We start from the raw sequence: 26,528 nt of genomic DNA, 5'->3' as shown, positions 1-26,528 counted from the left end.
CGGGGTTGGCTCATCAGATGGCTCTGGCTCTGGCTCTTCAACCGTGGTTGGGTTTTCGAGCTTGATCTCCTTGGTCTTATCGCCCTCAACCGTTACGAGGATGTCGTCGCACAGTTCATCGCCGATGAAGAACTTCGGCTCACCGTAGATGACCTTCTTGCCGTCTTCGGTTTCGAAGTCAGCTGGCTTCTCTTCGGTCAGGCGGACCTTGGTGCCTGCAGGAACGTCCTCAGGAAGGGACACGGTCTCGCCGTTCTTGACGGTGAGAGTGCCAGACTTCTCTTCGCCATCGAGCTCGTAGGAGTACTTGACGTTGTACTCGGTGTCTGCAGGAACGAGGTCAGCACCGTCGCCGGTTACCGCCTTGGTAACGGACAGGTTGCCGTTCTGGACCTTCTTCTCAGCCTTGTTGACCAAGGTCAGCTTGGCTGGCTCGTTGGTTGCTGGGGTAACGCTGAACGAACCGTCTTCGTTCTTGGTTACGCCGTCACCGGTGATCTCGTAGTCGCCCCACTCGATACCGTCAACCTCTGGAAGGTTGACTTCGGTGATCTTGAACTCGGTGCCGATCTTGTAGCGCTTGGAGTTCACGCGGTTCTCTTCACCGGCTTCGAGTTCGAGGGTGTCCTCTTCACCTGCAGCGGTGTACTTCACGGTGTACTTGGTGCCTGCTGGAACCTGGTCTGCACCGTTACCTTCAACTGCCTTGGCGATGGAGAAGCGGGTGTATTCCTTACCGGAACCAGTACCGCCACCGATTGCGGTGTAGGTGAAAGTCGCCTCAGCGTCCTTGCCGTTGACCTTTGCGGTGTTCTTGAAAACGTCGCCTTCGAAGGCCTTGCCGTCCATCTTGGTCCAGTAAAGGATGCGGTACTGAACGCGCTTATCGGTTGGAACGTTCCTCACCGTGACAGTGAAGTTGGTGCTGCCTTCAGCAATGTTGGTCTCGAAGTCAGCTGGGTCAACAGGTGCCCAGTCTTCACCTTCAACGAAGGTGCCGTCCTCGGCAACGTTGCGGTATTCGACCTCAATATCGAAGTTGTTGGCCTTGTGACGCTCGAACTCGGTGTTATCAACGATCGCGTCAGTAACGGTCACAGTACCGTCTTCGGCGACGGTGTTAGGGAACTGGATACCCCAAGCGATCACGTCGGCACCATGCTTGGTGCGTGCGCTGTACTTGTATGGGTCATCAGCTGCGTGGCCTGGGCCTACAGGGCCGATGCCGCCGTCACCTGGGATTGGAACAGGGACGGTCTTGCCGTCGATGATGAAATCAGCGGTGTTGTTGTCGCTCTGCTCGTCGAGGGTTGCGAGGAACCACAGTTCGCCGCCTACGTCTTCCTTGCCGTTGACGAAGTCAGTCAGGGTGCAGGTGACAGTTGGCGCTGGCTCGTTCGTAACCTTACAGTTAGCAACGGTTTCGCCTGTTTCCTTATCTGGAACCGAAAACTCACCGTTACCGTAGTTAGAGAATTCCTTCGGCAGGGTCATGCCGAAGGTTTCGCCAGCCTGTGCTCCGTTTGGAACGTTCCACTTTGCCGTGACCTTTACTTCGTCATCGACACGTGCCTGGCCGCCATCTTTATCCTTGAACGTCACGTTGACGTCGGACATGGCGCCTGGGTAAGTGAAATCAGGTGCTGCCTGGGCTGGGGTGATTCCAACCAGGGATGCCGCACCCAGGAGCATCGCCAAAAGCAGGCCACCTAGCCTACTTTTCTTTGTTTTCATGCAATTTTCCTTCCTGAGGTGAACGCCTTCCTTAGACCGAGCTTTAGCGGTTTGCTCAACTGCTAAGAAAGACTGCATGAACTTCATGGACTAAGCGCAACAAGCGGCTCACGCGAGTGGTGGCTAGTCTTGTTACCGCTTACAACCTTACAGAATACAGGAAGTTTGATGATCATGCATGCGCCGAATCTATATGTGACTACCATCAAGTACCTGTTACGCCTTGATTGTTGATTTGTTTCGAGTACTTTTCGCCGATTTCGCGCCGAATATCTGGGGATCTGTATAGATCTCACAGAATTACTTCACAGGGCATATATTTCATAGCTTCAACTTCACCACCCCGTCACGTAGGTCGATACGAGGTGGTTGACGCCAGAACGACTGATGACGAAATACACCGATGTCAACGGCGTCGCATTTACCGACGCAGACGTGCAGCGCTGGGCGGACGAAGCCGAAGCCGGATTCCCTGACTCGACCCTGACTAAAGAAACTCCCGCTTGGATTCGCACTGACCCGATGGAAGTTCACAGCGTGCGCGTCCCAGCACAGCTTTGGAAGCTTGTTGAGACCGAGGCAAAACGACGCGGAATGTCAACAAGCGAGTACGCGAGAAAAGCATTGACCCGTAGTCTCAGCGCATGATGATTCGCCTGGCCACCCTTGTTCTTGCGGCCATCAAAGACGCTAAATCCGAGGCCCGCGAGCGACGCCACCGACTACCAGTTCTAGGCCGCACAGTTAGATAAAACCTAGATAGAACACTGGCGGGGTCACAACAACAACTGTTGTGACCCCGCCAGCGATATAACGTGGTCGGGCTAGCCGGATTTGAACCGACGACCTCTTGTCCCCCAGACAAGCGCGCTACCAAGCTGCGCCATAGCCCGCAACCCATCCAGCACTGTATAGGCTCTACCCAAACAAGGTGGGACGGACTCGGATCAACCGTACACTATGCCGCGATGACGCGACCAATCGATGGCAGTCCCGCGCGGCTCATCAGCAGATGAGACAATGATGACGATCAACAACTCAGAACAATCGCGGATCAATCACAGATCACTGACGCTTCGATTATGGATCGCAAAACACTGAAAGGCCCGTATGTTCACCCGCCACGCCTCAACACCTGCTCATCGCTTGCCCAAGATGCTCGGGGCCGGTCTTGCTACAACGTTGATCGGGGCGGGCCTCACCGGTTGTGGCGCCGAAACCGTGGAAGTCGAGTTCCGCGTCATCGCCGTGGAAACCGGAACCCAACCCCAAACCACCACAACCAACCCGGCCGACCTCACCTCAATGGATTGGAAGCTCGGCCCAGCAATCGGCGGTGAACACGGCACACTCGACACCGCAACCACCGAACCGATCGTTGTGAAACGTGAAAGCAACGACCTCTCCGACGTGCGCGTGAGCTTCGACGTGCCACAAGCCGCGCACCTGGCAGCAAAATGCACCATCCTCATCAACGGTGAAGTCGTGGCTGAACACCAAGACAACGTCAAACCCGGCCGCGCCCTCTGCACCTACGTAGACCAGTAAACACAGCAGAAGCTATTGCCGCCTGTTCCTGCTTGCGTCACTTCGTGACTTTATCCCCCATAAGCGGCCAGAAAGGAGTAAGGTCTTCGCTCATGATGTGAGCTCCTCACGCGTTCTCTACACAAGCGAAGGGCACCCCATGGGCACAACCAAACACACGTCTCACACACATAACGATGCGGCAGACAGGCTCAACCGAAGCCTGCACGCACGCCACATGCGCATGATCGCGATCGGAGGCGCGATCGGCACCGGACTATTCCTCGCATCTGGTGCAACCATCTCCCAAGCAGGCCCGGGCGGCGCGCTACTGGCCTATGCACTCATCGGCTTCGTAGTGCTCATGGTTATGCAGTCACTGGGTGAGATGTCTACCCACCTACCCGTGGCAGGCTCCTTCGAGGTCTACGCCTCCCGCTATGTATCCCCCTCATTCGGGTTCGCGACCGGCTGGAACTACTGGTTCAACTGGGCCATCACCCTCGCCGCGGAACTCGTAGCAGCAGGGCTTGTGATGCGTTTCTGGTTCCCCGACGTACCCGGATGGGTTTGGGCGGCCGTCTTCCTCATTCTCCTAACTACTATCAACGCACTTTCAGCCCGCGCTTTCGGCGAATCCGAGTTCTGGTTCGCCCTCATCAAAGTCGTGACGGTCCTAGTCTTCCTCGTGCTCGGCGTGCTCATGATCATCGGCATCATCGGCGGCCCATCCCCCGGCTTCCACAACTGGACCACAGGCGAAGCCCCGTTCGTGGGCGGCCCATGGTCCACCATCGCCGTGTTCATGGTTGCTGGTTTCTCTTTCCAAGGCACCGAACTCGTAGGCGTCGCCGCAGGAGAATCGAAGAACCCGCGCCGCGACATGCCGAAAGCCATCCGCGGCGTGTTCTGGCGCATCATGATCTTCTACATCGCAGCGATCGCCGTGATCGGCTTCCTGCTCCCCTACACGGACCCGAGCCTGCTCGCGGCCGCCAACGACGAAGACATCACCGCATCCCCGTTCACTCTCGTGTTCGACCGCGCCGGCATCGCACTCGCCGCAGGCGTGATGAACGCCGTGATCCTCACCGCGATCCTCTCCGCAGGTAACTCGGGCCTGTACTCCTCAACCCGCATGCTCTACGCACTCGCCGAATCCGGCCGTGCACCCAAGATCTTCACGTGGCTGTCCAAGCGGCGCGTCCCTGTCCCAGCGCTACTCACCACTGCCGCGATCGGCGGGTTCGCGTTCACTACCCATCTCATGGGCGAAGGCCAGGCCTACACATGGCTACTCAACATCTCCGCGCTGTGCGGTTTCACGGTCTGGGCGGGCATCTCCTGGAGCCACCTGCGCTTCCGTAGAGCCTTCGTCAAACAAGGCCACAGCCTCTCCGAGCTTCCGTATAAGGCCCCGCTCTACCCGTTCGGGCCCATCGTCGGCTTGAGCGTGATCTTCGTGGTCATCATCGGCCAAAACTTCGAAGCCATCCAAAACGGGAACCTCATAGCCGTGCTCTCCTCATACATCGGCCTGCCGATCTTCCTCGCGATCTGGGGCATCCACGCCCTCATCACCAAACAAGGCCGCCTCATCCCACTCGATCAGATCGATGTCTCCGGCTTGCAACCCGGCGAATACGATCCACACCAGGAAGTAAGCCCAGAACCGAACAAGGAGTAAAAACCTTTAGAACTACGATCCAAAACAGCGATGGGGCTGCGGTTCAGTCTGAACGTCTGAACCGCAGCCCCATCGCTACGTTTCGAGTCAGTGAGAGACTCAGCACGCCGTGCGCTGGGTTGCTGAGTAGGATACCCCTGGGTTAGTCGGTACCCATGTCGAATGCTGCACGGTTCGATGCCTCATCCAGTTCCTCATCGGCCTGCTCGGCGCCGGCAACAATCGCGTCAGCGCCACCAGCCTCAAGCTCACCTACAAGCTGGGCGGTCACCCCGCCAACAATGCCCTGGGTCGCGTACTGCTCCAAGCGGGAACGCGAGTCAGCGATATCCAGGTTACGCATTGTGAGCTGGCCGATCCGCTCATCCGGGCCGAACGCGGCGTTACCCACGCGCTCCATCGAAAGCTTCTCTGGATGGTACGACAAGTTCGGGCCTTCGGTGTTCATGATTGAGTAATCATCACCGCGGCGCAGACGCAGCGTCACCGAACCGGTCACAGCGGACGCAACCCAACGGATCAGGGCTTCGCGCTGCATGAGTGCCTGCGGATCCAGCCAGCGGCCTTCATACATGAGCCGGCCCAGGCGGCGGCCCTCGTTGTGGTAGGTCGCGATCGTGTCTTCGTTGTGGATCGCGTTGACCAGGCGCTCATACGTGATGTGCAGAAGCGCCATTCCCGGGGCCTCATAGATACCGCGGGACTTAGCCTCGATGATGCGGTTCTCGATCTGGTCAGAGATGCCCAAGCCGTGGCGGCCACCAATACGGTTGGCTTCCTTAACCAGCTCGACCTTGTCTTCATATTCGACGCCGTTGATCGCAACCGGCATGCCCTCATGGAAAGTCACCGTGACGTCCTCGGTCTTGATCTCAACCGATTCATCCCACGGAGCCACACCCATAATCGGCTCAACCAAGTTCACGCCGTTGTTGAGGAACTCGAGATCCTTCGCCTCGTGCGTTGCACCCCAAATATTCGCATCCGTCGAGTACGCCTTCTCGGCGGAATCACGGTATGGGAAGCCACGTTCGGTGAGCCATTCAGACATCTCCTGGCGGCCACCTAGCTCGTCAACGAACTTCGAATCAAGCCACGGCTTGTAAATCTTCAGGTTCGGGTTAGCCATGAGGCCGTAACGGTAGAAACGCTCGATGTCGTTGCCTTTGTATGTAGAGCCGTCACCCCAGATGTTCACGCCGTCTTCCTTCATGGCGCGCACCAGCATCATGCCGGTCACTGCGCGCCCGATAGGCGTGGTGTTGAAGTACGTCTTACCGCCAGAACGAATATGGAAAGCACCCGTCTGTAGCGCGGCGATACCTTCCTGAACCAGCATGTCCTGAACATCAACCAGGCGTGCGATCTCAGCGCCGTACTCTTTCGCGCGGCCAGGCACTCCCTCGATGTCCGGTTCATCAGGCTGACCGATGTGCGCGGTATAGGTGCACGGGATCGCGCCATTTTCACGCATCCACGCGACAGCCACAGACGTATCGAGGCCACCTGAGAAAGCAATGCCGACTCGCTCGCCGACGGGCAGATTGGAAAGAACCTTAGACATATTCGCCATTCTAACGTTGGACAATTTACGCCCCCGAATCCGAGACGTCACTTCCGCATCCTAGGCGTCACAGTTCCAGCGGGCGCACCATCATGCGCCCGCGCACTCGTGCGGCATCCACGGTCTCAACGTGAGAAACCGCGCACCCAGTGTTACTTTTTGCGCTTATTTCCGCGGCGCTCACGCACCCGCATCTGAATATCGATCGGGGTCCCGCGGAAGTCGAACGTCTCACGCAGGCGGCGTTCGATAAAGCGCCGGTAGCCCGGGTCCAGGAAGCCTGTGGTGAACAGCACGAACTTAGGTGGCCGCCCGCTCGCCTGCGTCGCGAACAGAATACGAGGCTGCTTACCGCCGCGCAGCGGGTGCGGATGCTCAGCGACCAGCTCACCTAAGAAAGAGTTGAGCTTGCCTGTAGGGATACGGCGGTCCCAAGACTCCAGGGCAACATCCAGGGCCGGGGCGAGCTTGTCTTTATGCCAGCCGGTCTTCGCCGAGATGTTGACCCGTGGAGCCCACGAGACATGCTTGAGGTCTTGCTCGATCTCCCGCTCCAGATAGTAGCGGCGCTCATCATCAAGTGTGTCCCACTTATTGAACGCCAAAACCAGGCAACGGCCCGCGTCAATCACTTGCTGCAGGATCCGCTGGTCCTGCTCGGCCAACTCCTCATCCACAGCCAACAGCACGACGACCGCCTCAGCCTTGTCTAGAGCCGAGGCCGTGCGTAGGGATGCGTAATAGTCAGCACCCGATGCCATGTGTTGCTTGCGGCGCAAGCCCGCCGTGTCAACGAACTTCCAGATCCGGCCATCCAGTTCCACGAACTCATCGATCGGGTCACGTGTAGTGCCGGACTCATCGGAAACCACTGCACGCTCATGGCCTGCCAGCTTATTCAGAAGCGAAGACTTACCCACGTTCGGCCGGCCTAGCAGCGCCACGCGGCGCGGCCCGCCTTCCGGCTCGGCCTCGCCGAAAGCTGATTCCTCCGGCAGCATCTTGATCAGCTCGTCCAAAACGTCCGCGGTGCCACGGCCATGCAAAGACGAGACCGGATGTGGCTCACCGAAACCAAGGTTCCACAGTGCCATCGCATCAGCCTCAAGTGAGGGGCCATCAACCTTATTCGCAACCAACAAGACCGGTCGGCCCTTGCGGCGTAGCATCTTCACGATCGCTTCATCGGCCGCGGTAGCGCCCACCACCGCATCGACCACAAGAACCACAACGTCAGCCACGTCCACGGCACGCTCAGCCTGCTCAGCGACCAAGCGGTCCATGCCCTTCGCATCAGCTTCCCAACCGCCCGTATCCACAACACGGAAACGCTTCAGGTTCCACTCCGCGTCATAGGTCACACGGTCACGAGTGACCCCCGGAAGGTCCTCAACAACTGCCTCACGGCGCCCCAGAATACGGTTCACCAGCGTGGACTTGCCCACATTCGGGCGGCCCACAATCGCGACCACCGGAGGGTTCTCACCAGCCTCATCGGCTTCCCAACCCTCACCAGCTAGAAGCGCGGCATCCTCGTCATCGAGCTCATAGTCCTGCAAGCCAGCCAGCAACGCCTCAGCACGCTGCTCATCCGATTCATCATCACCATCGACAATCGCGCTGGCCTGCTTGCTGACCTCATGCTCAACAACCGTCAAAACGGCCTCAACAGACTGTTCAAAATTCAACTCGGACGTGTCCACCAGCGTCACGCCCTCAGCTGCCTCCATGAAGTTCACAACCGAGGAGTCCTTCTTATCGCGCTCCCCCACCTGCTGCGCCAAGGCTTGCGCGGACTGCGTGTTATTCAACTGCAAGCCACGGCGCTTCATCCGCACCTCCTCAGAGGCCGTGAGCAAGACGCGCGCATCAGCGAAAGGCGCCACCACCGTCGTAATATCGCGGCCCTCAGCAACAATCCGGCCCGCGTCCTCAATCGCGTTACGCTGCCGCTCCACAAGGTTCTCGCGCACCTTCAGATTCGTGGAAACATCAGAAACCCGCTCAGAGATCCGCGGCTCACGAATCTCCTTAGTCACATCCCGGCCGTTGACAACAACCCGCTGATCATCAGGGTCAGTAGACAACTGGATATCAGCCTCGATCACAGCCTGGGCAACAGCATCCTGATCCGAGAGATCAATACCGGACTCCAACGCCGCGAACGTCACCGCACGATACATCGCGCCAGTATCCAGGTAGCCCAAACCCAACGTCCGGGCCACCTCTTTAGACACCGACGACTTCCCCGAACCCGCCGGGCCATCAATAGCAACAATCAGAGAACCAAAAGCATCCTGCGCATCCATACTCACTGCACAACCTTCCAATCCAAGCCCGTCAAAACAGACACGAGCTCATCGCGACGCCCAGGCAAAACCTGGATCTCAACCAAACCAACCTCATAACCCGCCGAATGCTCCATCCGCAGGTCCTCCATATTGATGCCGGCCTCACCCATATCAGTCAACAACTGGGCCACCTGGCCAGGCTCATCATTCACAATCACAGAAACCGTAGCGAAAGACTGCGGCGGCGCGCCGTGCTTACCAGGAATACGCGCCTGCCCCTGATTACCTTCCGTCATCAACTCCGCAAGATCCAACGCAGCACCAGACGCGAAAGGGTCACGCAACGTGGCCAACAACCGATCCAAATCCGACTGCAAACCCTCCAAAATCGGAATCAACTCGGTAGCGTTATGCGCCAGAATCTGAATCCACAACTTCGGGTCACTCGCCGCAATCCGGGTTGTATCCCGCAAACCATTACCCGCCAACGCCAACGAGGACGCCGAAGCGTTCAAAAGCCTCGAAGCCAAAAGTGAAGACGCGATCTGCGGGAAATGCGAAACCAACGCGACCGCGGCATCATGGGTCTTCGCATCCATCACCGTGATCGAGGCACCCAAATCCAAACCCACCGATTTCGCCGTCTTCACCGCATGCGAGGTGGATCCCTCATGCGGGACAACAACCCACGGCGAGGCCGTAAACAACGCACCCCGGGCAGCGGCAGGCCCAGACTTCTCACGCCCAGCCATCGGGTGGCAGCCAACGTAACGAGCCAGATCAGCCTCAGCCACATCGTCGTTGGCCTTCAACACGTCAATGACCGAGCCCTTAACCGAGGCAAGGTCGATCACAACAGCTTCAGGGAACTCCGCCAAAGCCTCAGCCACAATACCCGGAGTCACATCCGGCGGCGTGGCAACAACCACCAAAGCCGGCGCGAAATCCGTGCCCCGCGGCGCCACAAACCCGGCCCCCATATCCACGGCAATACGCTGCGCGGTCGGAGACGCATCCCGCAAACCAACCTCAAGGCCTGCAGAACGCAGACCCAAAGCCGCCGACGTTCCCAAAAGCCCCGTCCCAATCACCAGAACGGGCCCCTGAAGGTACCCCTCAGCCACAGCCTATAAACCCACTTCCGCCAATAAATGCCCCACCTCAGTCTTATTCAGGCGACGCACCGAACCTTGCCGCTGCTGCCCCAACGTGATTGGGCCAATCTGGGTACGCACCAAGCGACGTACCGGGAAACCCACCGCATCAAAAAGGCGACGCACAATCCGGTTGCGACCCTCGTGCAAAACCACCTCGGCCACCAGGTCCTTACCCGCGCCATCAACCAGACGGAACGAATCAACCTTCGCCAAACCGTCCTCAAGCTCGATCCCCTCACGCATCTGCGCGCCCACGCCCTCAGGCAACGGGCCACGGATCTGAACCAGATACGTCTTAGCCACCTCGAAAGACGGATGCGTCAAACGGTGGGCCAGCTCGCCATCGTTGGTCAACAACAGCAGCCCTTCCGTCTCATAATCCAGACGGCCCACGTGATACAAGCGCTCAGCCTGACCTTCACGCAAGAAATCTGAAATGTCTTTCCTGCCCTCCGGGTCGTTCATCGAGGTCACGACACCTGCCGGCTTATTGAACACCAGGTAGGTCTTCTCCGTGTCCAGTTGAAGACGGATCCCATCCACGTGGATCACGTCCACCTCAGGATCCACACGCGTACCCAGCTCAGTCACAATCTGATGGTTGACCTCAACACGGCCCGCGAGGATGATCTCCTCACTTGCACGGCGCGATGCGACACCCGCGTTCGCCATGACCTTCTGCAGACGCTCGCCTTCGCTGTGTTCCTTCCGCGGCCCCGCATTCACCGGGGTCGACGGGCCGCGACGGCGCCGACGCACCGGACCTAGATCATTGAACCGCTCTTGAGCGAAAGCCCGCGGACCACGCGGCTTCTGGTCACGCCCGTTCGCGCCGCCTTTGTGTCCGCCGCCTTTCTGACTACCGTGCTGTGTCTTTTGGCCGCCCAGGTGCTGCTCAACCTCGTCCTGTTTGGGAGCGCGGCCACGACGAACCTGCCCCGCCTGATGCCCCTTCGGCTGCTGTTTCGGCTTACCGTGCCCGCGGCGGTACGAACCCCCACGCGGATTCGATCCAGTCTGGCGAGTCATACGTCTCAACGTCCTTATGATTAGCGAATGACTAATCCGCCTTCGCCGTCATTATCACAACGAGGGCAGTACATCATCCAAGTTTTCAACACCTGGCAAAAGTGGCGACAGATCAGGAAGTTCATCAAGACTGTCTACGCCTAATCTTTCCAGAAGTACCGGCGTGGTCCCAAAGAGACCCGCACCCGTGACCTCATCGGTATCGACTTGCTCGATCAAACCGCGCGTCATCAACGTACGCACCACGCCATCGGCGTTCACGCCGCGGATGCTCGCGATGCGGGCGCGGGACACCGGCTGCCGATAGGCGATGATCGCCAGCGTTTCCATCGCTGCCGCAGACAGCTTGGCTGTTTGCCCCTCAAGAACAAAACGAGAAACAAGCTCACGATGCTCCTGCCGCGCCCCAATACGCCAGCCGCCACCCACCCGTCGGAGCTGGAAGCCACGGCGGGCACCGAAGCCGGCGGCTGCTGGGTCCGGTTCGCCATCGTATTCGGCGGCCAACCCGTGCAGTACGCGGCTCACGAATGCCGCATCGACCTCAAGCAGCTGGGAAAGTTCGTCCTCGGTGAGCGGCCGGTCAGCGACCATCAGAACAGCTTCAAGCCCTTCACGAACTTCCGCGTCACCGGTGGTGTCCGTCTCTGGACTCATGGTGTTCCTCCTGCGTCGTTGCCGTCGCTGGCGTCGTTGATGCTGACGTCGTTAGCGTTTTCCTCGTCGCCATCGTATTCAGCGACGCGGAACTCTCCGGCTCCGGTAGCGATCCATTCGACCATGATCTCGGTCAACGGGGACTCTTGATCAAGCTCCACTGCGCGGTCCCTATACATCTCCAATAGGGCTAGGAATCGGGCGACCACAACCAGCGAGGCTTCGGCATCGGCGGTGAGCTCGCTGAAGGTGAGCGCTTTCGCGGCCCGTAGCCTGGCGGCGATGTGTTGGGCCTGTTCCGCGACTGAGACAGGTGCGTTGTGGATGTGGTCGGTACCGACCGCCTCCGGTTCGGTGGTGTGTTTACGGCTCAGTGCTTTCGCGGCGATCTGTGCGAACTGTTGCGGGGTGTGTGTCCATTCGAGTTCCGGGAGGTGCTCGCGAACATCGGGATCATCGGCCCTGACTTGCCGTGGAACAAAACGGCTTCCGGCCTCCAGTAAGTGTTCCAGGACGTTCGCGGCCTCTTTATACGCCTTGTACTGCAGCAGCCGGGCGAACAGAAGGTCGCGTGCTTCGAGGCGTTCAATATCCTCGGCGTCTTCGACCTCACCTTGTGGGAGCAGGCGCGCGGCCTTCATATCTAACAGCGTTGAGGCGACAACCAGGAACTCTGTTGTCTCGTCCAGGACAGTCGCTCCGACCTCGTCAGCCAGTGTTCGCAGATAAGCCACAAACTCATCCGTGACTTCGGCGAGCGCGACTTCGGTGATGTCGAGGTCGCGTCGGCTGAGCATTTCGACCAGAACTTCGAAGGGGCCGTTGAAGTTCTCAAGCGTTACTTGGAAGTTCGCGCTCGCGGCCGGACCGGGGGCTTTAGGGGCGGTGCTCTCGTGCCCGGCGCCTGGTGGCTGAGCCTCAGCGGCGGGCGTGTGTATTGCCGGCGCTGACTGTTGTGTCCCCGTGGCGGGGTTGAGTGTCACGGAGCTCCGCCGCGTGCGATGAGTTCTTTAGCCAGCCGGCGGTAGCCTTGCGCTCCGGCGTGGGATGGCGCGAACTCGGTGATCGGTTCCATCGCGACCGTGGCGTCCGGGAATTTCACGGTGCGGCGGATCACGGTTTCGAACAGTTTGTCCCCGAATGCTTCGTCGAGCCGGCCGAGGACTTCACGCGAGTGCAGGGTTCGTTGGTCGTACATGGTCGCGAGCACGCCGTCGATCTGTAGGTCTGGGTTGATGCGGTCCTGCACTTTCTCGATGGTGTCGATCAGTAGCGCTACGGCGCGTAGCGCGAAGAACTCGGCGGTGAGCGGGATGATGACGCCGTGGGATGCGGCGAGCGCGTTGACCGTTAGCAGGCCGAGGGATGGCTGGCAGTCGATGATGATGACGTCGTAGTCATCGGAGACGTTGCGTAGCTGTGAGGCGAGGACTTGTTCGCGGGCGACTTCGTTGACAAGCTGCACTTCTGCCGCGGAGAGGTCGATGTTGGCTGGCAGCAGGTCGATGTTGTCTACGTCGGTGTGCAGGATCGCGTCGCGGATGTCGACGTGGCGTTCCATGAGCACGTTGTAGACGGTCAGGTCGAGTTCGTGCGGGTTGACCCCGAAGCCTGCGGAGGCTGCACCTTGTGGGTCGAAGTCGACGATGAGTACGCGGCGGCCAAGTTCGGCCAGGGACGCGGCGAGGTTGATCGATGAGGTCGTCTTCCCGACCCCACCTTTCTGGTTGACCATCGCAATGATGCGGGCTGGTCCATGTTCGGTGAGAACCGGCGGTTCAGGCAGTTGGGTCAAGGGGCGTCCTAGAGCGTTGAGCTCCTGCATACCACCAGGCGCAGGTACTCGGCCAAAGGAGTTTGGATCGCTCACGTGTGCAGACCGCCCTTCTGTGCTGAGTTCCACTCTGTACCGAGTTCCGCTCTGTACCGAGTTGTACTCCGTGCTGAGTTCTACTCTGTTTTGAGTTTCACCGTGCACTGCATCAATTGTGTGCTGTGCTTTAAGGCTAGTGGTGAATGAGCTGTTTATCCGGATTTTCGCCTCTGTATCGGCGAGCCTTGACCCTCAAGTGAAACTCGAAACTTTGGCAAGTGACCTGCCTTCAGCCGAACGCGAGCCACCAGACAAGCGCACGCGACCTGCCGGGCAAGCGCGAGTCGCGGCCCGCATCGTTCATTTCGCAGCTGATTGAAGCGCCTGCCGGGTAATGTAAGAGCGGCCACAGCATATTACAACGTTCCCCGCCCCGGGTTGAGGAGTCACTATGACGATGGATCACCTGATTGATTCGCTGAGGGAACACCCTCGAAAAGAGGCAGACCTCATCAAGCTGGGCCATCTTGCCCGCAAGGTCCCCATCCACGACATGGCCTACCTCATGAAAACGCTGCCGACCGAACAGGCGGCGATCGTGTACCGGGTTCTGGATAAAGACACGGCACTCGCGGTGTTTGAAAGCCTCACCCCCGCAACTCAGGCGGAACTGATCGCTGAGCTGCGGCACGGCGAAATTTCAGAGATCTTCAACGAGCTCGACCCCGATGACCGCGCGTCCCTCTTCGACGAGCTGCCCGCCAAGGTCGCTGACCGTCTCATGTCCGGGCTGGACTCAGAGCAGCGCGCCATGACCACCACGGTGCTTGGCTATCCGGAAGACGCGATCGGGCGCTACATGTCCCCGGAAGTGCTGTGGCTACGCCCCGACTGGAGCGTCAAGCAGGCCATCGACCACGTCAAAGCGCACATCGACGAACCCGAAACTATTTACATGCTCCCGGTCCTGGACGATTCCCGCATCCTCCTCGGCGTGACCGGGCTACGCCGCCTGCTGTCCTCCAACGATGAGCTGAGCGTCCGCGAGATCATGCGCGAAGCCGAATCGGCGCACGCAACCGACCCCCGTGAAGAAACCGCCCGCCGCTTCCTCGGAGGCAAACTACTCGCCATGCCGATCGTGGACGCCGAACACCGACTACTCGGTGTCCTCACCTACGACGACGCAGTCGACATCATCAGCGAAGAGGACGCCGAAGACGCCGCACGCTCCGGCGGTTCCGAACCGCTCGAGAAGTCCTACCTCTCCTCCTCGATCATGCGGATCGTCCGTTCCCGCGTCGTATGGCTCGTGATGCTCGCGCTCTCAGCCGCGCTGACCGTCAAAGTCCTCGACCTCTTCGAAGACAAACTCTCCACAGTCGTGATCCTCGCGCTCTTCATCCCGCTACTGACCGGTACCGGCGGTAACACCGGCAACCAAGCCGCAACCACCGTCACGCGCGCGCTCGCCGTGGGCGAAGTGCGTATTCGTGACTTGCCTAAAGTGATTTGGCGTGAGCTACGGGTCGGTTTCGTGCTCGGTTTGATCCTGGGTTCGCTCGCATTTGTGATCACTGGGTTCATCTACGGGTTCACGTTCGGCGCCGTGATAGGCCTGACTCTGCTTGCGGTGTGTGTTCAGGCGGCCGTGGTGGGCGGCATGATGCCGATCATTGCCAAGAAGGTCGGCGCGGACCCGGCAGTGTTTTCCAACCCGTTTATCTCCACGTTCTGCGACGCGACCGGCCTGCTCATTTACTTCGGCATCGCGTCTGTGATTCTTGGTATTTAAGCCGTTCGGCTCAGCGGGCACGCGGGTGCGATGTCGCGAAGACTTCACGCAGCGTGTCAGCGGTAACCATCGTGTAGACCTGAGTTGTGGTCACCGATGCGTGCCCCAACAGCTCTTGAACCACACGGACGTCCGCCCCGCCGCTGATGAGGTGCGTTGCGAACGAGTGCCGTAGCGTGTGCGGGCTGATCTCTTGGGTGAGGTTCGCTTTATGCCCGGCGGCCGTAACGCTATTGAAGACCGACTGGCGTGAGAGCCTGCCGCCTCGCTGGTTGAGGAACAGCGCCGGGCTACCTTTCCCTTTGACAGCCAGGGCGGGCCGTCCCCGTACGAGGTATGCGTTGAGCGCTTCGACTGCGTAGCTGCCCAGCGGGACGTATCGTTCCTTATCGCCTTTACCCCGGACCCGGACCACCGAGGGTAGCTTCTGGCCTTCCGCGTCGCGGTCCGTTCCAGCCTCGGTTGTGTCTAGCGCTAGGCTCAGGTCGTCCACATCGAGGCTCACCGCTTCTGATGCGCGAGCCCCGGTCGCGTACAGGAACTCGATGAGGGCACGGTCCCGTAGTCCCGCCGGTGTTGAGGTGTCAGGGGCTTCGATGAGGCGAGCGACCTCGGGAACGCTCAAGGCTTTAGGTAGCTGTTGCGGCACCGCGTTGGGGTGGATGTCTGCTGCCGCGTTGTCGGCGGTGATCCCTTCAAGCGCCCAGAATGAGTGCATCCCGCGCACCGCAACAACCGTGCGCGCAGCTGAACGTGCCGCGAGCGGCTTCTTCCCATCCGCGCCGTCCCTGAGTGACTGTTGGAACGCGCTGATGTTCTGCGGGGTGACATCGCCGGGGTGCGTGATGCCTTGGCTGGCGAGGTAGTCGGTGTAGCGCCGCAGGTCGCGGCGGTATGCGGCCACGGTGTTGGCGGAAAGACCCCGTTCAACAACCAGGTGTTGCAGATAGACATCCGCGCTGCTCTCAAGCGCGCTCAGTGCTGCTTCAGGCATGTTGCGGGCGTGCCGTCCATGGCGCACCGGCTGGCCGTAGGGTCCGGTTCCCGTGCACGTTGTGGGCGGCGAGCGCGAGGATTCCGACGACCGTGGTCGGGTTGCCGATCCTGCCTTCTAATACCGCGGTGATAGCTTCTTCGAGTGGGACCCACTGGGGTTCCAGGAACGCTTCTTCTTCGGTGCGTTCGTGGCGTTGACCTTCAGGGATCTCGTGCAGATCTTGTGCGAGGTAGATACGCATCGCTTCCGAGGAGCAACCCGGAGACATGTAGTGGTCTGCCAGAACATGCCAGGTGTCTGCGCGCAGGTCAGCTTCTTCTGCGAGTTCGCGCCGCGCGGCATCCAATGCTGCCTCGCCTTCCAGATCCAGTAGACCTGCCGGGACTTCCCACAGTTCAGCCCGCACGGGTTGGCGGCGCTGTTTTTGCAGCAGGACCCGGTTGTCTCGATCGAGTGCGAGGATCCCCACGGCGCCGGGGTGGGTCATGAACTCGCGCGTGATGGGCTTATCGCCCCCGGGCATTGTGAACGTTTCACGCGTGATGTCGAAGATCGCTCCGCTGAACACGGTTTGCGCGTCAGTCACGGCAGCGGGAACCTGGATGTCACCGAGTTCGTGTGCCCCGGTGTTGGGCTGGTGTTCTGGCTGATGCGTGGACATGGGCTCCTCGTGACCGTGCTTGAGTCGCTGACGTTGAGTTTCAGTTGGCTTCGTTGCGTTCGCGGGCAGCGTCTGTGAGTAGTTCTTGCGCGTGGGCTCGGGCCGCTTCGGATTCCGATTGGCCCGCGAGCATCCGGGCGAGTTCTTTGACGCGTTCATCCGCTTCGAGTGCCTTGATGTCCGATGCGGTGAACCCGTCAGCGCCTTCGCTGTGGCTGGTCTTGTTGATGGTGAGGTGCTGGTCACCGAACGCTGCAACCTGCGGCAGGTGGGTCACCACGATCACCTGGACGTGGCGGGCCAGCCGGGCCAGGCGGCGGCCGATTTCCACGGCCGCTTCCCCGCCGACTCCGGCGTCGACTTCGTCGAAGATGAACGTCGGGACCGGGTCAGTGGCTGCGAGCACAACTTCGAGGGCGAGCATGACGCGCGAGAGTTCACCGCCGGATGCTCCCTTACCGAGTGGGCGCGGGTCAGCGCCGGAGTGCGGCGCTAGGAGGAAAGCGATCTCATCAGCGCCGTGCGGGCCTGGTTCGGCTTCGGTGACCTCGATCGCAAGGTGGGCGTTCGGCATCGCGAGGGCCGCAAGTTCCTCATCCACGCGTTCGGACAGCCGTTGGGCAGCATCTGCGCGTAGGGCATGAACGCGTTCGGCGTGCTCGGTGAGTTGGGAGGTAAGCTCTTCGACCTTTTCTGCGAGCTCTTCAACGCGCGCCGGATCATCCGATAGCTCGAGGTGACGAACGCGAGCCTGGGCGGCCCAGTCGATGACCGCGTCCACATCGGGAGCATATTTACGTGTCAAGGAATTCAGCGCGGCCCGCCGCTCCTCGACAGCGGCAAGCTCCGCTGGCCCGTCCGCATCAAGGCCTTGCTGATAGCTTGCAAGCTCGGTTGCGATATCGGAGATCACATAGCCGACCTCGCGCAGACGCTGGGTCTGCTCCGCCAAAGCCGGGTCCTGACTATCGACTGCTTCCAAGGCACGCTGGGCGGCGTCTAAGAGGGAGACCACGTCCACGGCTTCGCCGATCTCGTCCGATACCAGCGCGGAGTGCGCGCTCACCGCGGCCTCGCGTAGCTCCTCGATGTGACTGAGCCTGTCGGCGCGCGCATCGAGTTCTTGGGCTTCGCCTTTCTGCGGGTCCACCGCATCGATCTCTTCGAGCGCAGCTTGCAGGGTTTGTTCTTCCATCTGACGTTCGTAGCGGTTCTGCTCAACGTCAGCGAGCTCTTCACGGGCGGCCTTCAGGTCCTGGTAGACAGCCTTGTACTGCGTCAGGGCAGCCTCGAGCTCGGCCCCTGCGAAGGCATCGAGTGCGGCTCGCTGTTCGGCAGCACCGCGAAGGCGCAGTTGATCTGTCTGCCCGTGAACCGTCAGAAGGGATTCGCCGATACGGCCGAGCACCGCCACAGGGACCGCTCGCCCGCCTGCATGTGCACGGCTGCGGCCTTTCGCGGCGATCGTGCGGGAGAGATAGAGAACAGCCTCTTCCGCGCCGTCGTCAACGTCAGTCTCAGCGCCGGCCTCGGCAGCGATCTGGAACGCGGGATCTTGCGGGGACCCAACTACGGTGGCTTCAACCACTGCTGAGTTTTCGCCGCGCCGAACCACACCGGAATCGGCTCGCGCTCCAGAGATCAGGCCGAGCGCGGTCACAACCATGGTTTTGCCTGCGCCAGTTTCACCTGTGACCACCGTCAAGCCCGGGCCGAACGGCAACGAGGCCTCTTCAATAACGCCTAAGCCGCGGATGTTGACTGACTCGATCATCGTGGCTCACCTCGCCGCGGATACTCTTCAAACAGGGTGACCGAAGGTTCTCCGTGATAAAGCTCTGTTGCCCGATGCGGTGGCAGGCGTTCGGAATTATGTGGTGGTTCCACAACGCTGATGCGGCGCACCGCGGGCAGTTCGGAGGTTTTAGGGTGCACACCCGGGTCTTCAACAGGCCCGCGCCACCCGACCGTGGGGAGCTTGAATTTAGCCACAAGCCGCTCAGCGAACGGGGTGTTCGTGAGTCGCACGAGCCGCACCGGGGTCTTGGAGCGGGTCACCTCAACACGGGAGCCCGGGGCCAGTTCAACCATGCGGCGCCCATCGCACCATAAGACACCCGTGGCGTCCGTGCGGGTCAGCACTTCAGCAGCGGTTGTGGAGGAGGGCGCGATCACCAGCGGCTTAGCGAACAGTGCGTGCGCGGAGATCGGGGCGACCACCAGGGCCTCAACCTCAGGCCACACGACCGGCCCGCCGGCAGAGAACGCATACGCGGTCGAGCCCGTAGGAGTCGCAAACACTACACCGTCGCAACCGAATGTGGAGATCGGGGAACCATCTACATCGAGTGCTACCTCAAGCATGCGTTCACGGTTCGATTTCTCAACGGCGGCCTCATTCAGCGCCCACGTGTGCGCACCGCGACGGCCTTCGTGCCACACCTGCACATCGATCGCCATGCGTTCATCCACGGTGTAAGCGCGGTTGACGATCGCCTCAACCACCGCATCGATATCTGATTTTTCACTCTCGGCCAGGAAGCCGACGTGCCCCAGGTTCACGCCCAACAGCGGAACGTTGCTGCCGCGCGCGAGCTCGGCGGAACGCAGCATCGTGCCGTCCCCACCTAACACCATCACGAGCTCGAGCTCATCCAGCCCCACGCCTTCGCCGAGGACCTCGACCTTGGTGTCCACATCCACCATCGCGCCGTCAACGTGAATCTGGCCGATCACATCGACTTCATCGCGCATCATGACAGGCGAAAGCCCGTGGGCCGATAAAGCTCTCGCGGCTCGCATTGCGATCGCTACAGCTTCTTCTCGACCCGTGTGGGTCATGACCAAGATCCGACGCACTGACGCTCCTTGTTGTTACCGATCTTCAAGAATAGTCAACGGCGTCCAGCAAAGCAGTGAGGTTGCGCTCTCTTGTGGATGAATCCGTCTCCGTAGTGTTTTCTTTTATCCACATCACGAAGAACTCGACGTTTCCGTCTTGCCCCGGCACTTCAGAGCGCAGCACAGCCACGGGTTCCAAACCCAGCCCGGCCTGTTCAGCGAAGTCCACAACCTTCGTCACGGCGTGGCGCCGCAAGGCTGGATGAACCACAACCCCGGCCTTATTCAGCCCGGAACGGCCCACCTCGAACTGAGGCTTGACCAGCATCATCATCCGGCCGCCCTCTTTCAGCTGAGCAGCTAGCGGCTCCAGCACGAGCGTGAGCGAGATGAACGAAAGATCCCCCACGACAACATCAACCCCACCAGGGATGAAGCCCGGTTCAAGGTGACGAACATTGACGCCTTCACGGTTCACAACGCGGGCATCTGAAGCGAGGCTTGGGTGCAGCTGCCCGTGGCCCACATCGACCGCATAGACACGTTCGGCCCCATGATCCAACAGAACCTGGGTGAACCCGCCGGTCGAAGCGCCGGCGTCCATGCAGGTTGCCCCGTTGATCGGCAACCTGATCCCGTGCGTGCTCAAGCGTTCCAACGCGGCGTGCAACTTACCGGCGGCCCGCCCCACCCAACGGTCCTCGGCATGCTCTTGGATCACGATGCTCGCGCCCGGCTTAATCTTGACCGAAGGCTTGGTCGCTGGCTTGCCTTCGACGAAGACGCGGCCTTCGTGGATCAGTACGGCTGCGCGGGTGCGGGACGGCGCATAGCCGAAGTCGGCAAGTGCGGCGTCAAGGCGTTGAGGGGCGCTCACGGAAGATCGCTCTCCAGGACATTGGTGAGGTCGTCAAGAACACGGCTGAACCGTTCGGGATGTTCGCTGACCGGTAGCGAATCGAGGTCAGCTAGCGGCTGCAGTACTTCCGGCAGCTCCTGCGCAGGCTGTTCCTGCCCAGGCAACTCTTGTGCCGGCTGTTCCGTTGCCGCGTCGTGTTCTGGTGAGTTCTCGCTAGTCATTCAGGCTCTCTTGAGTTCCGCTGTCTTCGAGTACACAGGAGTTGGCTGGTGCCCGCAAGTCGCGTAAATCATTGAGTACGTAACGCGGTTTCAGCCCAGGCTCCGCCTTGCGGGCGGATGCGAGCGTATCGACCCCGGTCAGGACTAGCGCGGTAGCGAAGCCGGCAGCGTTCCCGCCTGCAACATCGGTGTCAAGCCTGTCGCCGATCACGAGCGGATTTTGTGCTCCCACGGCTCGCGCCGCCATCTGCATCAGCGTCGGAGCGGGCTTACCGGTCACGAGAGGTTCCTGCCCGGTCGCGGCCGCCACCGCGGCGACGAGCGTCCCGTTGCCCGGAGCGATACCTTCCGCCCGAGGGATCGTCGTGTCCGTATTTGTTGCGATCCATCGCGCGCCTGCGGTGATCGCGTAGCCGGCTTCCGCGAGGTGCCGCCACGTGACGTCGGGGTTGAAGCCCTGCAACACAAAGTCGGGTTGCTCGGTGGCTGAATCAACAAGTTTGAAGCCCGCGTTTTCGGCTTCGCGGCGTAGAGCTTCGGTCCCGACGATGTAAGCGGTCGGCTCTTGAAGCTGTGCATCCGCTGCGGTCTGCCGTGCATGTTCCGCAGCGGCTCGCGAGGAACCGAAGACCTGCTCGGGCATGGTCGGGATGCCCAGCGAGCTGATGTGTTCGGCGACCTCTTCCGGGGTGCGGGATGCGTTATTGGTGCAGTAGGCAACGCGAACACCGGCCTCCTGCGCCGCGACCAGCGCTTCGACCGCGTGCGAAACTGCGTCCGGGCCTGCATATACAACCCCGTCAAGGTCGCACAGCAAGGCGTCATGCATGTCTAGCAGGGACGCGTCCTGATGCGTGGCGCCGGTCATTCCGCGCTGGCCTCGCCGCTGGTTTCGACATCAGCTGCGCCTTCGCCCGATGGATTAGGTTCCGCATCGTTGGTGGCGCCATCCTTGGCCTCGGTCTCTTTGGCCTCGTCCTCGTCCGAGTCTTCATCGTCTTCCACGAGGTCTACGATCTCTGGTTCAACATCGTTGAGTCCCAGCGCCTCCATCGCAACGGGGATGCGCGCACGCCAAGTAGCCGCTTCTTCGGCTTGCCCGGTGGCTTCGAGTGCGTCTGCGTACAGCTCAAAGAGGCGTGGGCTGAAGATGAACGCACGGTTCCTGTCGAGCGTTGGAATCTGCAGAGCCTTGACGGCTTCTTCGTTCTTGTTGGCGTCGAGGAGGATCCCAGCTTCGACCATCGCTGCTTCGGCACGCGGCTGGCCCTTGAGCGCCTTAGCTTCTTCGGAGCGTAGCGTTTCAAGGGCTTTCTCAACGCGACCTACGGCACGCTCGCAGTCAGCAATCGTGGCGATGTGGTCGTGGACGCCAGAAATGCGGCGGTGGGTACGCAGTTCACGGAGTGCTTCGCTGTACTTGCCGGCCGCATACGCGGTCAGCCCTACAGCTTCGCGAACGAGGGCAACTCGGCCACCACGACGCGATGCCGCTTCTGCGTGCGCGAAGGCGAGTTCAGGGTCAACATCGATCAGTGCGCCGGCCATAACGAGGTGCTTCGCTACCCATGGACGGTGCTTTTCGTCGAGGAAACGGAGTTCGCGGAGCGTTTCTTTATCGAGTTCGTTACCGGTTACGCTCGGATCGATTTCTGGTGAGCGTTCGCGGTCTGGACGGTTCGCCGCACGAATGTCGCCGCCACGGCGTCCCTGCGGGCGGTTGCGCTCATTATGCTGGCGGTCGTTACGCTGCCGATCGTTACGGCGCTCACCGCGTCGCCGGTCAGGACGCCCGCCACGCTCGTCGCGGCCACCACGCTCGCCGCGCTTCCAGTCGTCACGACTACGTTCTCCACGTGGTGAGGCACCGTGTCCACGTTTGTGCCCGCCACGGTTGTGGTGGTTCTTGCCATGTTCTTGGCCTGCTCCGCGTGGGGAGCGACGTTTCTGCTCGTCTGCCACGTTTCCCTCTTTGTGATTGTGCCGCGCTCGTGCCTCAAGCGCCTCTGACCATTTTAGCGACGACTTCGAGGGAAAGCCCGCCAATCACACTTTTCTTTCTATCCAAATAGTCTGTTGATACCGCCCGTTTCAACACATGTGTCCCATGTCCTTTTGACCGGCAGCATCAAAGTCATAGAACAAGCCGCCGATGCGGTGGGCCAGATGGGCACGTTCATCCTGGTGGGCGGTGCGCCTGCAGAGGCACGGTTCTCCATGGACCACATGCGCACCTTGTTCGGTAAGACAGTGGTGGGCACGCTCGGCGGCTCGTCCAACAGCCGCACGCTGATCCCTGCGCTGATCGACCTCTACCGTCAAGGGCGCTTCCCGTTCGACCGGCTCGTGTCTTTCTATGGTTTCGACGAGCTCGACCAGGCGATCGCCGATGCCCATGAGGGCGGCACCATCAAGGCTGTCCTGAAGGTCTCGACCGCTGACCAGTAGTCTCTTAGTACTTCCAAACGAAAGGAATAGACATGTCTGCAGCTCAGTCCTCATACGCTGATCTGATCTCTGAAGACCTCTACATCGGTGGTTGGCGCGCTGGAACATCCCAGGGTTCTGCCACTACCGTGAACCCGTTCAATGACGAACCGATCGCGACCATCCGTCAGGCTTCCCAAGAAGACGTCGATGCCGCCTACGAGGCAGCGGCAGATGCCCAACGCGAGTGGGCCGCTCTCCCGCCCAAGGAACGCGGCGCGGTCCTCAACAGGGCCGCGGATTGGATCGAGGAGAATCAGGGCGCGATCATCGAATTGATCCGCGCGGAGTCCGGCTCGAGTGCGCTCAAGGCGACGGTCGAGGCCGGCTTGGCTGTCGGCTCGCTGCGCGAGGCCGCTACTTTCCCGACCCGCATCACTGGGCAGATCCTGCCGTCCAACACCCCTGGCAAAACTAACTACGTTTTCCGTGAACCGCTGGGTGTGGTGGGTGTCATTAGCCCGTGGAACTTCCCGTTCACGCTGTCGATGCGTTCGGTCGCTCCAGCATTGGGTTGCGGTAACGCGGTGGTTCTCAAGCCGGCATCTGACACACCGCTGACCGGTGGTCTGCTGCTGGCCAAGATTTTCGAGGCGGCTGGATTGCCAGCAGGCGTACTCAATGTTGTTGTTGGTGCTGGTTCGGAGATTGGCGATTACTTCGTGGAGCACCCTACCCCGCGTCTGATCTCATTCACGGGTTCCACCCCGGTGGGTAAGGGCGTGGGCCGTACGGCGGTTGGCGGTGAACATATCAAGAAGGTCGCGCTCGAGCTGGGCGGTAACGCTCCGTTCGTTGTCCTCGACGATGCGGACCTGGATAAGGCTGTTGGCGCTGCGATCATGGGTAAGTTCCTTCACCAGGGACAGATCTGCATGTCAGTCAACCGCATCATTGTCCAGGCCCCGCTCTATGACGAATTCGTTGATGCTTACGTTAAGCGCGCAGCATCCATCGCTTATGGCGATCAGATGGATGACAACACCATCGTTGGACCGGCGATCAACGACAGTCAGCTGAAGTCTGTGACTGCCAAGATCGAACAGGCTCGCGAAGAAGGCGCGCGTGAGGTTCTGGCTGGCCCTATTGAGGGGCGTTTGGTCGCTCCGCACGTATTCGCTGATGTGACCCCGGAGATGGAGCTGTTCCGCGAAGAGATCTTCGGCCCGGTTGTCGGGATCGTCAAGGCCAACGATGAGGCCCACGCGCTCGAACTCGCGAACGACACCGAGTTCGGTTTGTCGTCGGCTGTGTACACACAAGACCTGAGTCGCGGTATGCGTTTCGCTCGCGAAGTGAAGGCCGGGATGACCCACGTCAATGACATCACCGTCAACGATGAAGCACACGTGATGTTTGGCGGGGAGAAGAACTCGGGTCTTGGGCGTTTCAACGGCGAGTGGGCCATCGAAGAGTTCACTACCGATCACTGGGTCAGTGTCTCGGAAGGGACGGACCAGTTCCCGTTCTAATCATTGGAGGGCTGGGAAGGTGCGCTCATGTGGTGCGAACCGGATGAGCGCACCCGGTATCCACGGCCTCTCAGCCGTGAACATACAAACGGAAGCCAAGCTTGACGTAATGGGAGGACATTATGGAAGAAACAGTACGCCCAGTCGCCGTGGTGACAGGCGGTAAGCAGGGGCTGGGGCTGGGTGCCGCGAAGGGTTTGGCTGCCCGTGGGTTCGATCTGGCTATCCTGGACCTACCCGAGGCGGGACCGGGCACGGACGCGTGCCTCACAGAACTTGAAGCGCTGGGAGTGACAGCCCGGTATTACCAGCTGGATATTTCCGATCTCGACCGCCACCACGAGGTGGTGGAGAAGATTTGGCGGGATTTCGGTCGGCTGGATTGTCTGCATAACAACGCAGGTATCGCGGCTAGGCCGTTGACCGACATTCTGGAGCTCTCCTCTGAGGCTTTCGATAAGGCAGTTAATATCAACCTGAGGGGAACGTTCTTTCTGAGCCAGGTGGTGGCGAACCGCATGTTGGAGGACGATGCCCGCTGCTCTGATGGCATCTATCGCTCGATCATCATCGTGAGCTCTATCGCGGCTGAGCTCGTCTCCCCTGACCGTTCGCAATACAACATCACGAAGGCAGGGCTTTCGATGCTCCCCAAAGTGTTGGCCTACCGCTTAGGCCCGGAAGGCGTGGCTGTCCATGAGATCCGACCCGGGTTCATGAAGACGGCGATGACGGCGTCTGCGGGTTCCCCTGAGATCGATGCTGCGATCGCCGAGGGCCGTGTTCCTCTTTCTCGCTGGGGAACCTCTGAAGATATCGGCACGGTAGTGGGCACGCTAGCGTCCGGGGATCTTCCGTATATGACTGGCCAGCCCTTGTGGATCGCGGGAGGCCTGAATGTGGTCAAGGCAACCTGAACACTCAACTGAACGTCTCTCGAGGAACGAGGATCACATGAGCAATGTAGTGAGCGGTCAAACTGCGATCGTTACTGGTGCCGCGGGCGGTATCGGGAGCGCTGTAGTGAACAAGTTTGTGCAGGCTGGCATCAACGTTGTTGCTGTGGACCTGCAGCAGAGCAATCTGGACGGGTTGCTCGATAGGACTGCTGGAGGTTAACCTGACGAGCCAGTTTCTGATGCTCAAGGCAGCTATCCCGGTGATGGTTGAGCGTGGATACGGCCGGATCGTTAACACGGCTTCGGCTGCGGGTATGGAGGGGCATGCGCTCTCGAGTCCGTACGCTGCGGCTAAGGCCGGTGTTATCGCTATGACGAAGGCTGTGGGTAAGGAGCTTGCGAAGACAGGGGTTCTGGTTAACGCGATAGCGCCTGCGTTGATCGGATCTGGGATGCTGGATCAGCCGTGGTTTGATGAGGCGACGAAGAAGCAGCTTCTTGACCGTATTCCGATGGGCCGGGTTGGCGAGCCGGAGGAGGTCGCAGAGATGGTGTTCTTCCTGGCCTCGCCTGTGCTCTCCTTTTCGACCGGGGCAGTTTTCGATCTTTCAGGGGGTCGCGCGACCTACTGAACCAAGTAACGGACCGAACGGTACTGCCCGGATAACCTGTTCACGAGGTTGACCGGGCAGCTTTAGTCTGTAGGTGTCGGCGCCCGTTGTTTGTGGTTTAAATGGGTGTTGGTCCCGATGCTGCGACCTAACCCCTGTGGGGGGTTGGGAGCTTCGGGACCAACATCCTCTCTATGGTTGTGTTCGGCGGTGTCCTACTCTCCCA

At 60.3% G+C, this 26,528-nt stretch carries 25 protein-coding genes and 1 tRNA gene; 9 read left to right on the top strand and 17 right to left on the bottom strand.

Features of this window, described 5'->3' with window-relative positions; all coding sequences use genetic code 11:
* The coding region (locus tag HMPREF3160_RS01145) for a DUF5979 domain-containing protein (RefSeq protein WP_070506565.1) at window positions 1–1,734 on the bottom strand (1,734 nt) is incomplete at its 3' end.
* Window positions 1,735–2,121: 387 nt separating this feature from the next.
* On the opposite strand from HMPREF3160_RS01145, the gene HMPREF3160_RS01140 reads away from it, so the two are divergent.
* Window positions 2,122–2,382: a hypothetical protein gene (locus tag HMPREF3160_RS01140; protein ID WP_070506563.1), complete on the top strand. Its 261-nt coding sequence runs from the start codon at window positions 2,122–2,124 to the stop codon at window positions 2,380–2,382.
* Between the two features lie 168 nt (window positions 2,383–2,550).
* On the opposite strand, the gene HMPREF3160_RS01135 is transcribed toward HMPREF3160_RS01140, so the two are convergent.
* Window positions 2,551–2,627, bottom strand: a tRNA-Pro gene (locus HMPREF3160_RS01135).
* A gap of 217 nt (window positions 2,628–2,844) precedes the next feature.
* On the opposite strand from HMPREF3160_RS01135, the gene HMPREF3160_RS01130 reads away from it, so the two are divergent.
* Window positions 2,845–3,282: a hypothetical protein gene (locus HMPREF3160_RS01130; protein ID WP_070490944.1), complete on the top strand. Its 438-nt coding sequence runs from the start codon at window positions 2,845–2,847 to the stop codon at window positions 3,280–3,282.
* Window positions 3,283–3,421: 139 nt separating this feature from the next.
* On the top strand, window positions 3,422–4,948 hold the full coding sequence (locus HMPREF3160_RS01125) for an amino acid permease (protein WP_070506561.1): 1,527 nt from the start codon (window positions 3,422–3,424) through the stop codon (window positions 4,946–4,948).
* A gap of 142 nt (window positions 4,949–5,090) precedes the next feature.
* Here the strand turns inward: HMPREF3160_RS01125 and argG are convergent, their stop codons facing one another.
* From argG to HMPREF3160_RS01090, 7 genes are all read right to left on the bottom strand, one after another.
* Complete coding sequence (argG, locus tag HMPREF3160_RS01120) at window positions 5,091–6,512, bottom strand: argininosuccinate synthase (RefSeq protein WP_035757534.1); 1,422 nt, start codon at window positions 6,510–6,512, stop codon at window positions 5,091–5,093.
* Window positions 6,513–6,664: 152 nt separating this feature from the next.
* The gene (der, locus tag HMPREF3160_RS01115; RefSeq protein WP_070506559.1) at window positions 6,665–8,821 is read right to left on the bottom strand and encodes a bifunctional cytidylate kinase/GTPase Der; all 2,157 of its coding nucleotides are present in this window, start codon (window positions 8,819–8,821) and stop codon (window positions 6,665–6,667) included.
* 2 nt (window positions 8,822–8,823) lie between these two features.
* Window positions 8,824–9,927, bottom strand: coding sequence for a prephenate dehydrogenase (locus tag HMPREF3160_RS01110; protein ID WP_035757528.1), 1,104 nt, complete (start codon window positions 9,925–9,927; stop codon window positions 8,824–8,826).
* A gap of 3 nt (window positions 9,928–9,930) precedes the next feature.
* Entirely contained in the window at window positions 9,931–10,989 is a 1,059-nt protein-coding gene (locus tag HMPREF3160_RS01105; protein WP_035757525.1) for a pseudouridine synthase, read from the bottom strand.
* 54 nt (window positions 10,990–11,043) lie between these two features.
* The gene (locus tag HMPREF3160_RS01100; protein WP_035757522.1) at window positions 11,044–11,646 is read right to left on the bottom strand and encodes an SMC-Scp complex subunit ScpB; all 603 of its coding nucleotides are present in this window, start codon (window positions 11,644–11,646) and stop codon (window positions 11,044–11,046) included.
* Complete coding sequence (locus tag HMPREF3160_RS01095) at window positions 11,643–12,629, bottom strand: segregation and condensation protein A (RefSeq protein WP_239446483.1); 987 nt, start codon at window positions 12,627–12,629, stop codon at window positions 11,643–11,645. Before HMPREF3160_RS01095 ends, HMPREF3160_RS01100 begins: the two co-directional genes overlap by 4 nt.
* Window positions 12,626–13,471: a ParA family protein gene (locus HMPREF3160_RS01090; RefSeq protein ID WP_035757520.1), complete on the bottom strand. Its 846-nt coding sequence runs from the start codon at window positions 13,469–13,471 to the stop codon at window positions 12,626–12,628. The genes HMPREF3160_RS01095 and HMPREF3160_RS01090 overlap by 4 nt, the downstream gene beginning before the upstream one ends.
* Window positions 13,472–13,910: 439 nt before the next feature.
* Here HMPREF3160_RS01090 and mgtE point away from each other — a divergent pair, with 439 nt between their 5' ends.
* The gene (gene mgtE, locus HMPREF3160_RS01085; RefSeq protein ID WP_035757517.1) at window positions 13,911–15,254 is read left to right on the top strand and encodes a magnesium transporter; all 1,344 of its coding nucleotides are present in this window, start codon (window positions 13,911–13,913) and stop codon (window positions 15,252–15,254) included.
* A 10-nt stretch (window positions 15,255–15,264) separates the two neighbouring features.
* Here the strand turns inward: mgtE and HMPREF3160_RS01080 are convergent, their stop codons facing one another.
* From HMPREF3160_RS01080 to HMPREF3160_RS01045, 8 genes are read right to left on the bottom strand one after another with little or no spacing between them, the layout of a single operon-like run.
* Entirely contained in the window at window positions 15,265–16,248 is a 984-nt protein-coding gene (locus HMPREF3160_RS01080; protein ID WP_070506557.1) for a site-specific tyrosine recombinase XerD, read from the bottom strand.
* Window positions 16,241–16,912, bottom strand: a complete 672-nt coding sequence (locus HMPREF3160_RS01075) for an NUDIX domain-containing protein (protein ID WP_070506554.1) — start codon at window positions 16,910–16,912, stop codon at window positions 16,241–16,243. The genes HMPREF3160_RS01080 and HMPREF3160_RS01075 overlap by 8 nt, the downstream gene beginning before the upstream one ends.
* Window positions 16,913–16,952: 40 nt before the next feature.
* The gene (recN, locus tag HMPREF3160_RS01070; RefSeq protein ID WP_070506551.1) at window positions 16,953–18,686 is read right to left on the bottom strand and encodes a DNA repair protein RecN; all 1,734 of its coding nucleotides are present in this window, start codon (window positions 18,684–18,686) and stop codon (window positions 16,953–16,955) included.
* The gene (locus HMPREF3160_RS01065; protein WP_141739770.1) at window positions 18,683–19,771 is read right to left on the bottom strand and encodes an NAD kinase; all 1,089 of its coding nucleotides are present in this window, start codon (window positions 19,769–19,771) and stop codon (window positions 18,683–18,685) included. Before HMPREF3160_RS01065 ends, recN begins: the two co-directional genes overlap by 4 nt.
* A gap of 25 nt (window positions 19,772–19,796) precedes the next feature.
* The gene (locus HMPREF3160_RS01060) at window positions 19,797–20,630 is read right to left on the bottom strand and encodes a TlyA family RNA methyltransferase (RefSeq protein ID WP_070506549.1); all 834 of its coding nucleotides are present in this window, start codon (window positions 20,628–20,630) and stop codon (window positions 19,797–19,799) included.
* Window positions 20,627–20,833 carry a hypothetical protein gene (locus tag HMPREF3160_RS01055; protein WP_035757502.1) on the bottom strand — a complete coding sequence of 69 codons (207 nt, stop codon included), beginning with the start codon at window positions 20,831–20,833 and terminating at the stop codon, window positions 20,627–20,629. Before HMPREF3160_RS01055 ends, HMPREF3160_RS01060 begins: the two co-directional genes overlap by 4 nt.
* Window positions 20,826–21,701: an HAD-IIA family hydrolase gene (locus HMPREF3160_RS01050; protein ID WP_052048652.1), complete on the bottom strand. Its 876-nt coding sequence runs from the start codon at window positions 21,699–21,701 to the stop codon at window positions 20,826–20,828. The genes HMPREF3160_RS01055 and HMPREF3160_RS01050 overlap by 8 nt, the downstream gene beginning before the upstream one ends.
* Complete coding sequence (locus tag HMPREF3160_RS01045; RefSeq protein ID WP_070490964.1) at window positions 21,698–22,795, bottom strand: hypothetical protein; 1,098 nt, start codon at window positions 22,793–22,795, stop codon at window positions 21,698–21,700. The genes HMPREF3160_RS01050 and HMPREF3160_RS01045 overlap by 4 nt, the downstream gene beginning before the upstream one ends.
* Before the next feature lie 153 nt (window positions 22,796–22,948).
* On the opposite strand from HMPREF3160_RS01045, the gene HMPREF3160_RS01040 reads away from it, so the two are divergent.
* The 5 genes from HMPREF3160_RS01040 (at window position 22,949) to HMPREF3160_RS01025 (ending at window position 26,323) form a co-directional block, all read left to right on the top strand.
* Window positions 22,949–23,281: an MDR/zinc-dependent alcohol dehydrogenase-like family protein gene (locus HMPREF3160_RS01040; protein WP_198020682.1), complete on the top strand. Its 333-nt coding sequence runs from the start codon at window positions 22,949–22,951 to the stop codon at window positions 23,279–23,281.
* A gap of 32 nt (window positions 23,282–23,313) precedes the next feature.
* Window positions 23,314–24,792, top strand: a complete 1,479-nt coding sequence (locus HMPREF3160_RS01035; RefSeq protein ID WP_070506546.1) for an aldehyde dehydrogenase family protein — start codon at window positions 23,314–23,316, stop codon at window positions 24,790–24,792.
* Between the two features lie 122 nt (window positions 24,793–24,914).
* Window positions 24,915–25,709, top strand: a complete 795-nt coding sequence (locus tag HMPREF3160_RS01030; RefSeq protein WP_070506543.1) for a 3-ketoacyl-ACP reductase — start codon at window positions 24,915–24,917, stop codon at window positions 25,707–25,709.
* A 37-nt stretch (window positions 25,710–25,746) separates the two neighbouring features.
* Window positions 25,747–25,911 carry an SDR family NAD(P)-dependent oxidoreductase gene (locus HMPREF3160_RS10050; RefSeq protein ID WP_198020681.1) on the top strand — a complete coding sequence of 55 codons (165 nt, stop codon included), beginning with the start codon at window positions 25,747–25,749 and terminating at the stop codon, window positions 25,909–25,911.
* A gap of 19 nt (window positions 25,912–25,930) precedes the next feature.
* The gene (locus HMPREF3160_RS01025; protein WP_218078949.1) at window positions 25,931–26,323 is read left to right on the top strand and encodes an SDR family NAD(P)-dependent oxidoreductase; all 393 of its coding nucleotides are present in this window, start codon (window positions 25,931–25,933) and stop codon (window positions 26,321–26,323) included.
* The last annotated feature ends 205 nt before the right edge of the window (window positions 26,324–26,528 follow it).

The sequence above is a fragment of the Arthrobacter sp. HMSC06H05 genome, from assembly GCF_001807395.1.
Classification (GTDB): Bacteria; Actinomycetota; Actinomycetes; order Actinomycetales; family Micrococcaceae; genus Pseudoglutamicibacter; species Pseudoglutamicibacter albus.
The sequence above is the reverse complement of the archived record's forward strand: the minus strand, read 5'-3'. Positions and strand labels throughout refer to the sequence as shown.

Excerpts from the sequence above, each read along its gene's own strand:
- HMPREF3160_RS01080 (WP_070506557.1), bottom strand. The coding sequence starts at position 16,248 with ATGCCTGAAGCAGCACTGAGCGCGCTTGAGAGCAGCGCGGATGTCTAT.
- HMPREF3160_RS01140 (WP_070506563.1), top strand. The coding sequence starts at position 2,122 with ATGACGAAATACACCGATGTCAACGGCGTCGCATTTACCGACGCAGAC.
- HMPREF3160_RS01130 (WP_070490944.1), top strand. The coding sequence starts at position 2,845 with ATGTTCACCCGCCACGCCTCAACACCTGCTCATCGCTTGCCCAAGATG.
- HMPREF3160_RS01030 (WP_070506543.1), top strand. The coding sequence starts at position 24,915 with ATGGAAGAAACAGTACGCCCAGTCGCCGTGGTGACAGGCGGTAAGCAG.
- HMPREF3160_RS01125 (WP_070506561.1), top strand. The coding sequence starts at position 3,422 with ATGGGCACAACCAAACACACGTCTCACACACATAACGATGCGGCAGAC.
- HMPREF3160_RS01025 (WP_218078949.1), top strand. The coding sequence starts at position 25,931 with ATGCTCAAGGCAGCTATCCCGGTGATGGTTGAGCGTGGATACGGCCGG.
- HMPREF3160_RS10050 (WP_198020681.1), top strand. The coding sequence starts at position 25,747 with ATGAGCAATGTAGTGAGCGGTCAAACTGCGATCGTTACTGGTGCCGCG.
- argG (WP_035757534.1), bottom strand. The coding sequence starts at position 6,512 with ATGTCTAAGGTTCTTTCCAATCTGCCCGTCGGCGAGCGAGTCGGCATT.
- recN (WP_070506551.1), bottom strand. The coding sequence starts at position 18,686 with ATGATCGAGTCAGTCAACATCCGCGGCTTAGGCGTTATTGAAGAGGCC.
- HMPREF3160_RS01075 (WP_070506554.1), bottom strand. The coding sequence starts at position 16,912 with ATGTCCACGCATCAGCCAGAACACCAGCCCAACACCGGGGCACACGAA.
- HMPREF3160_RS01055 (WP_035757502.1), bottom strand. The coding sequence starts at position 20,833 with ATGACTAGCGAGAACTCACCAGAACACGACGCGGCAACGGAACAGCCG.
- HMPREF3160_RS01105 (WP_035757525.1), bottom strand. The coding sequence starts at position 10,989 with ATGACTCGCCAGACTGGATCGAATCCGCGTGGGGGTTCGTACCGCCGC.
- mgtE (WP_035757517.1), top strand. The coding sequence starts at position 13,911 with ATGACGATGGATCACCTGATTGATTCGCTGAGGGAACACCCTCGAAAA.
- der (WP_070506559.1), bottom strand. The coding sequence starts at position 8,821 with ATGGATGCGCAGGATGCTTTTGGTTCTCTGATTGTTGCTATTGATGGC.
- HMPREF3160_RS01090 (WP_035757520.1), bottom strand. The coding sequence starts at position 13,471 with ATGCAGGAGCTCAACGCTCTAGGACGCCCCTTGACCCAACTGCCTGAA.
- HMPREF3160_RS01035 (WP_070506546.1), top strand. The coding sequence starts at position 23,314 with ATGTCTGCAGCTCAGTCCTCATACGCTGATCTGATCTCTGAAGACCTC.
- HMPREF3160_RS01100 (WP_035757522.1), bottom strand. The coding sequence starts at position 11,646 with ATGAGTCCAGAGACGGACACCACCGGTGACGCGGAAGTTCGTGAAGGG.
- HMPREF3160_RS01050 (WP_052048652.1), bottom strand. The coding sequence starts at position 21,701 with ATGACCGGCGCCACGCATCAGGACGCGTCCCTGCTAGACATGCATGAC.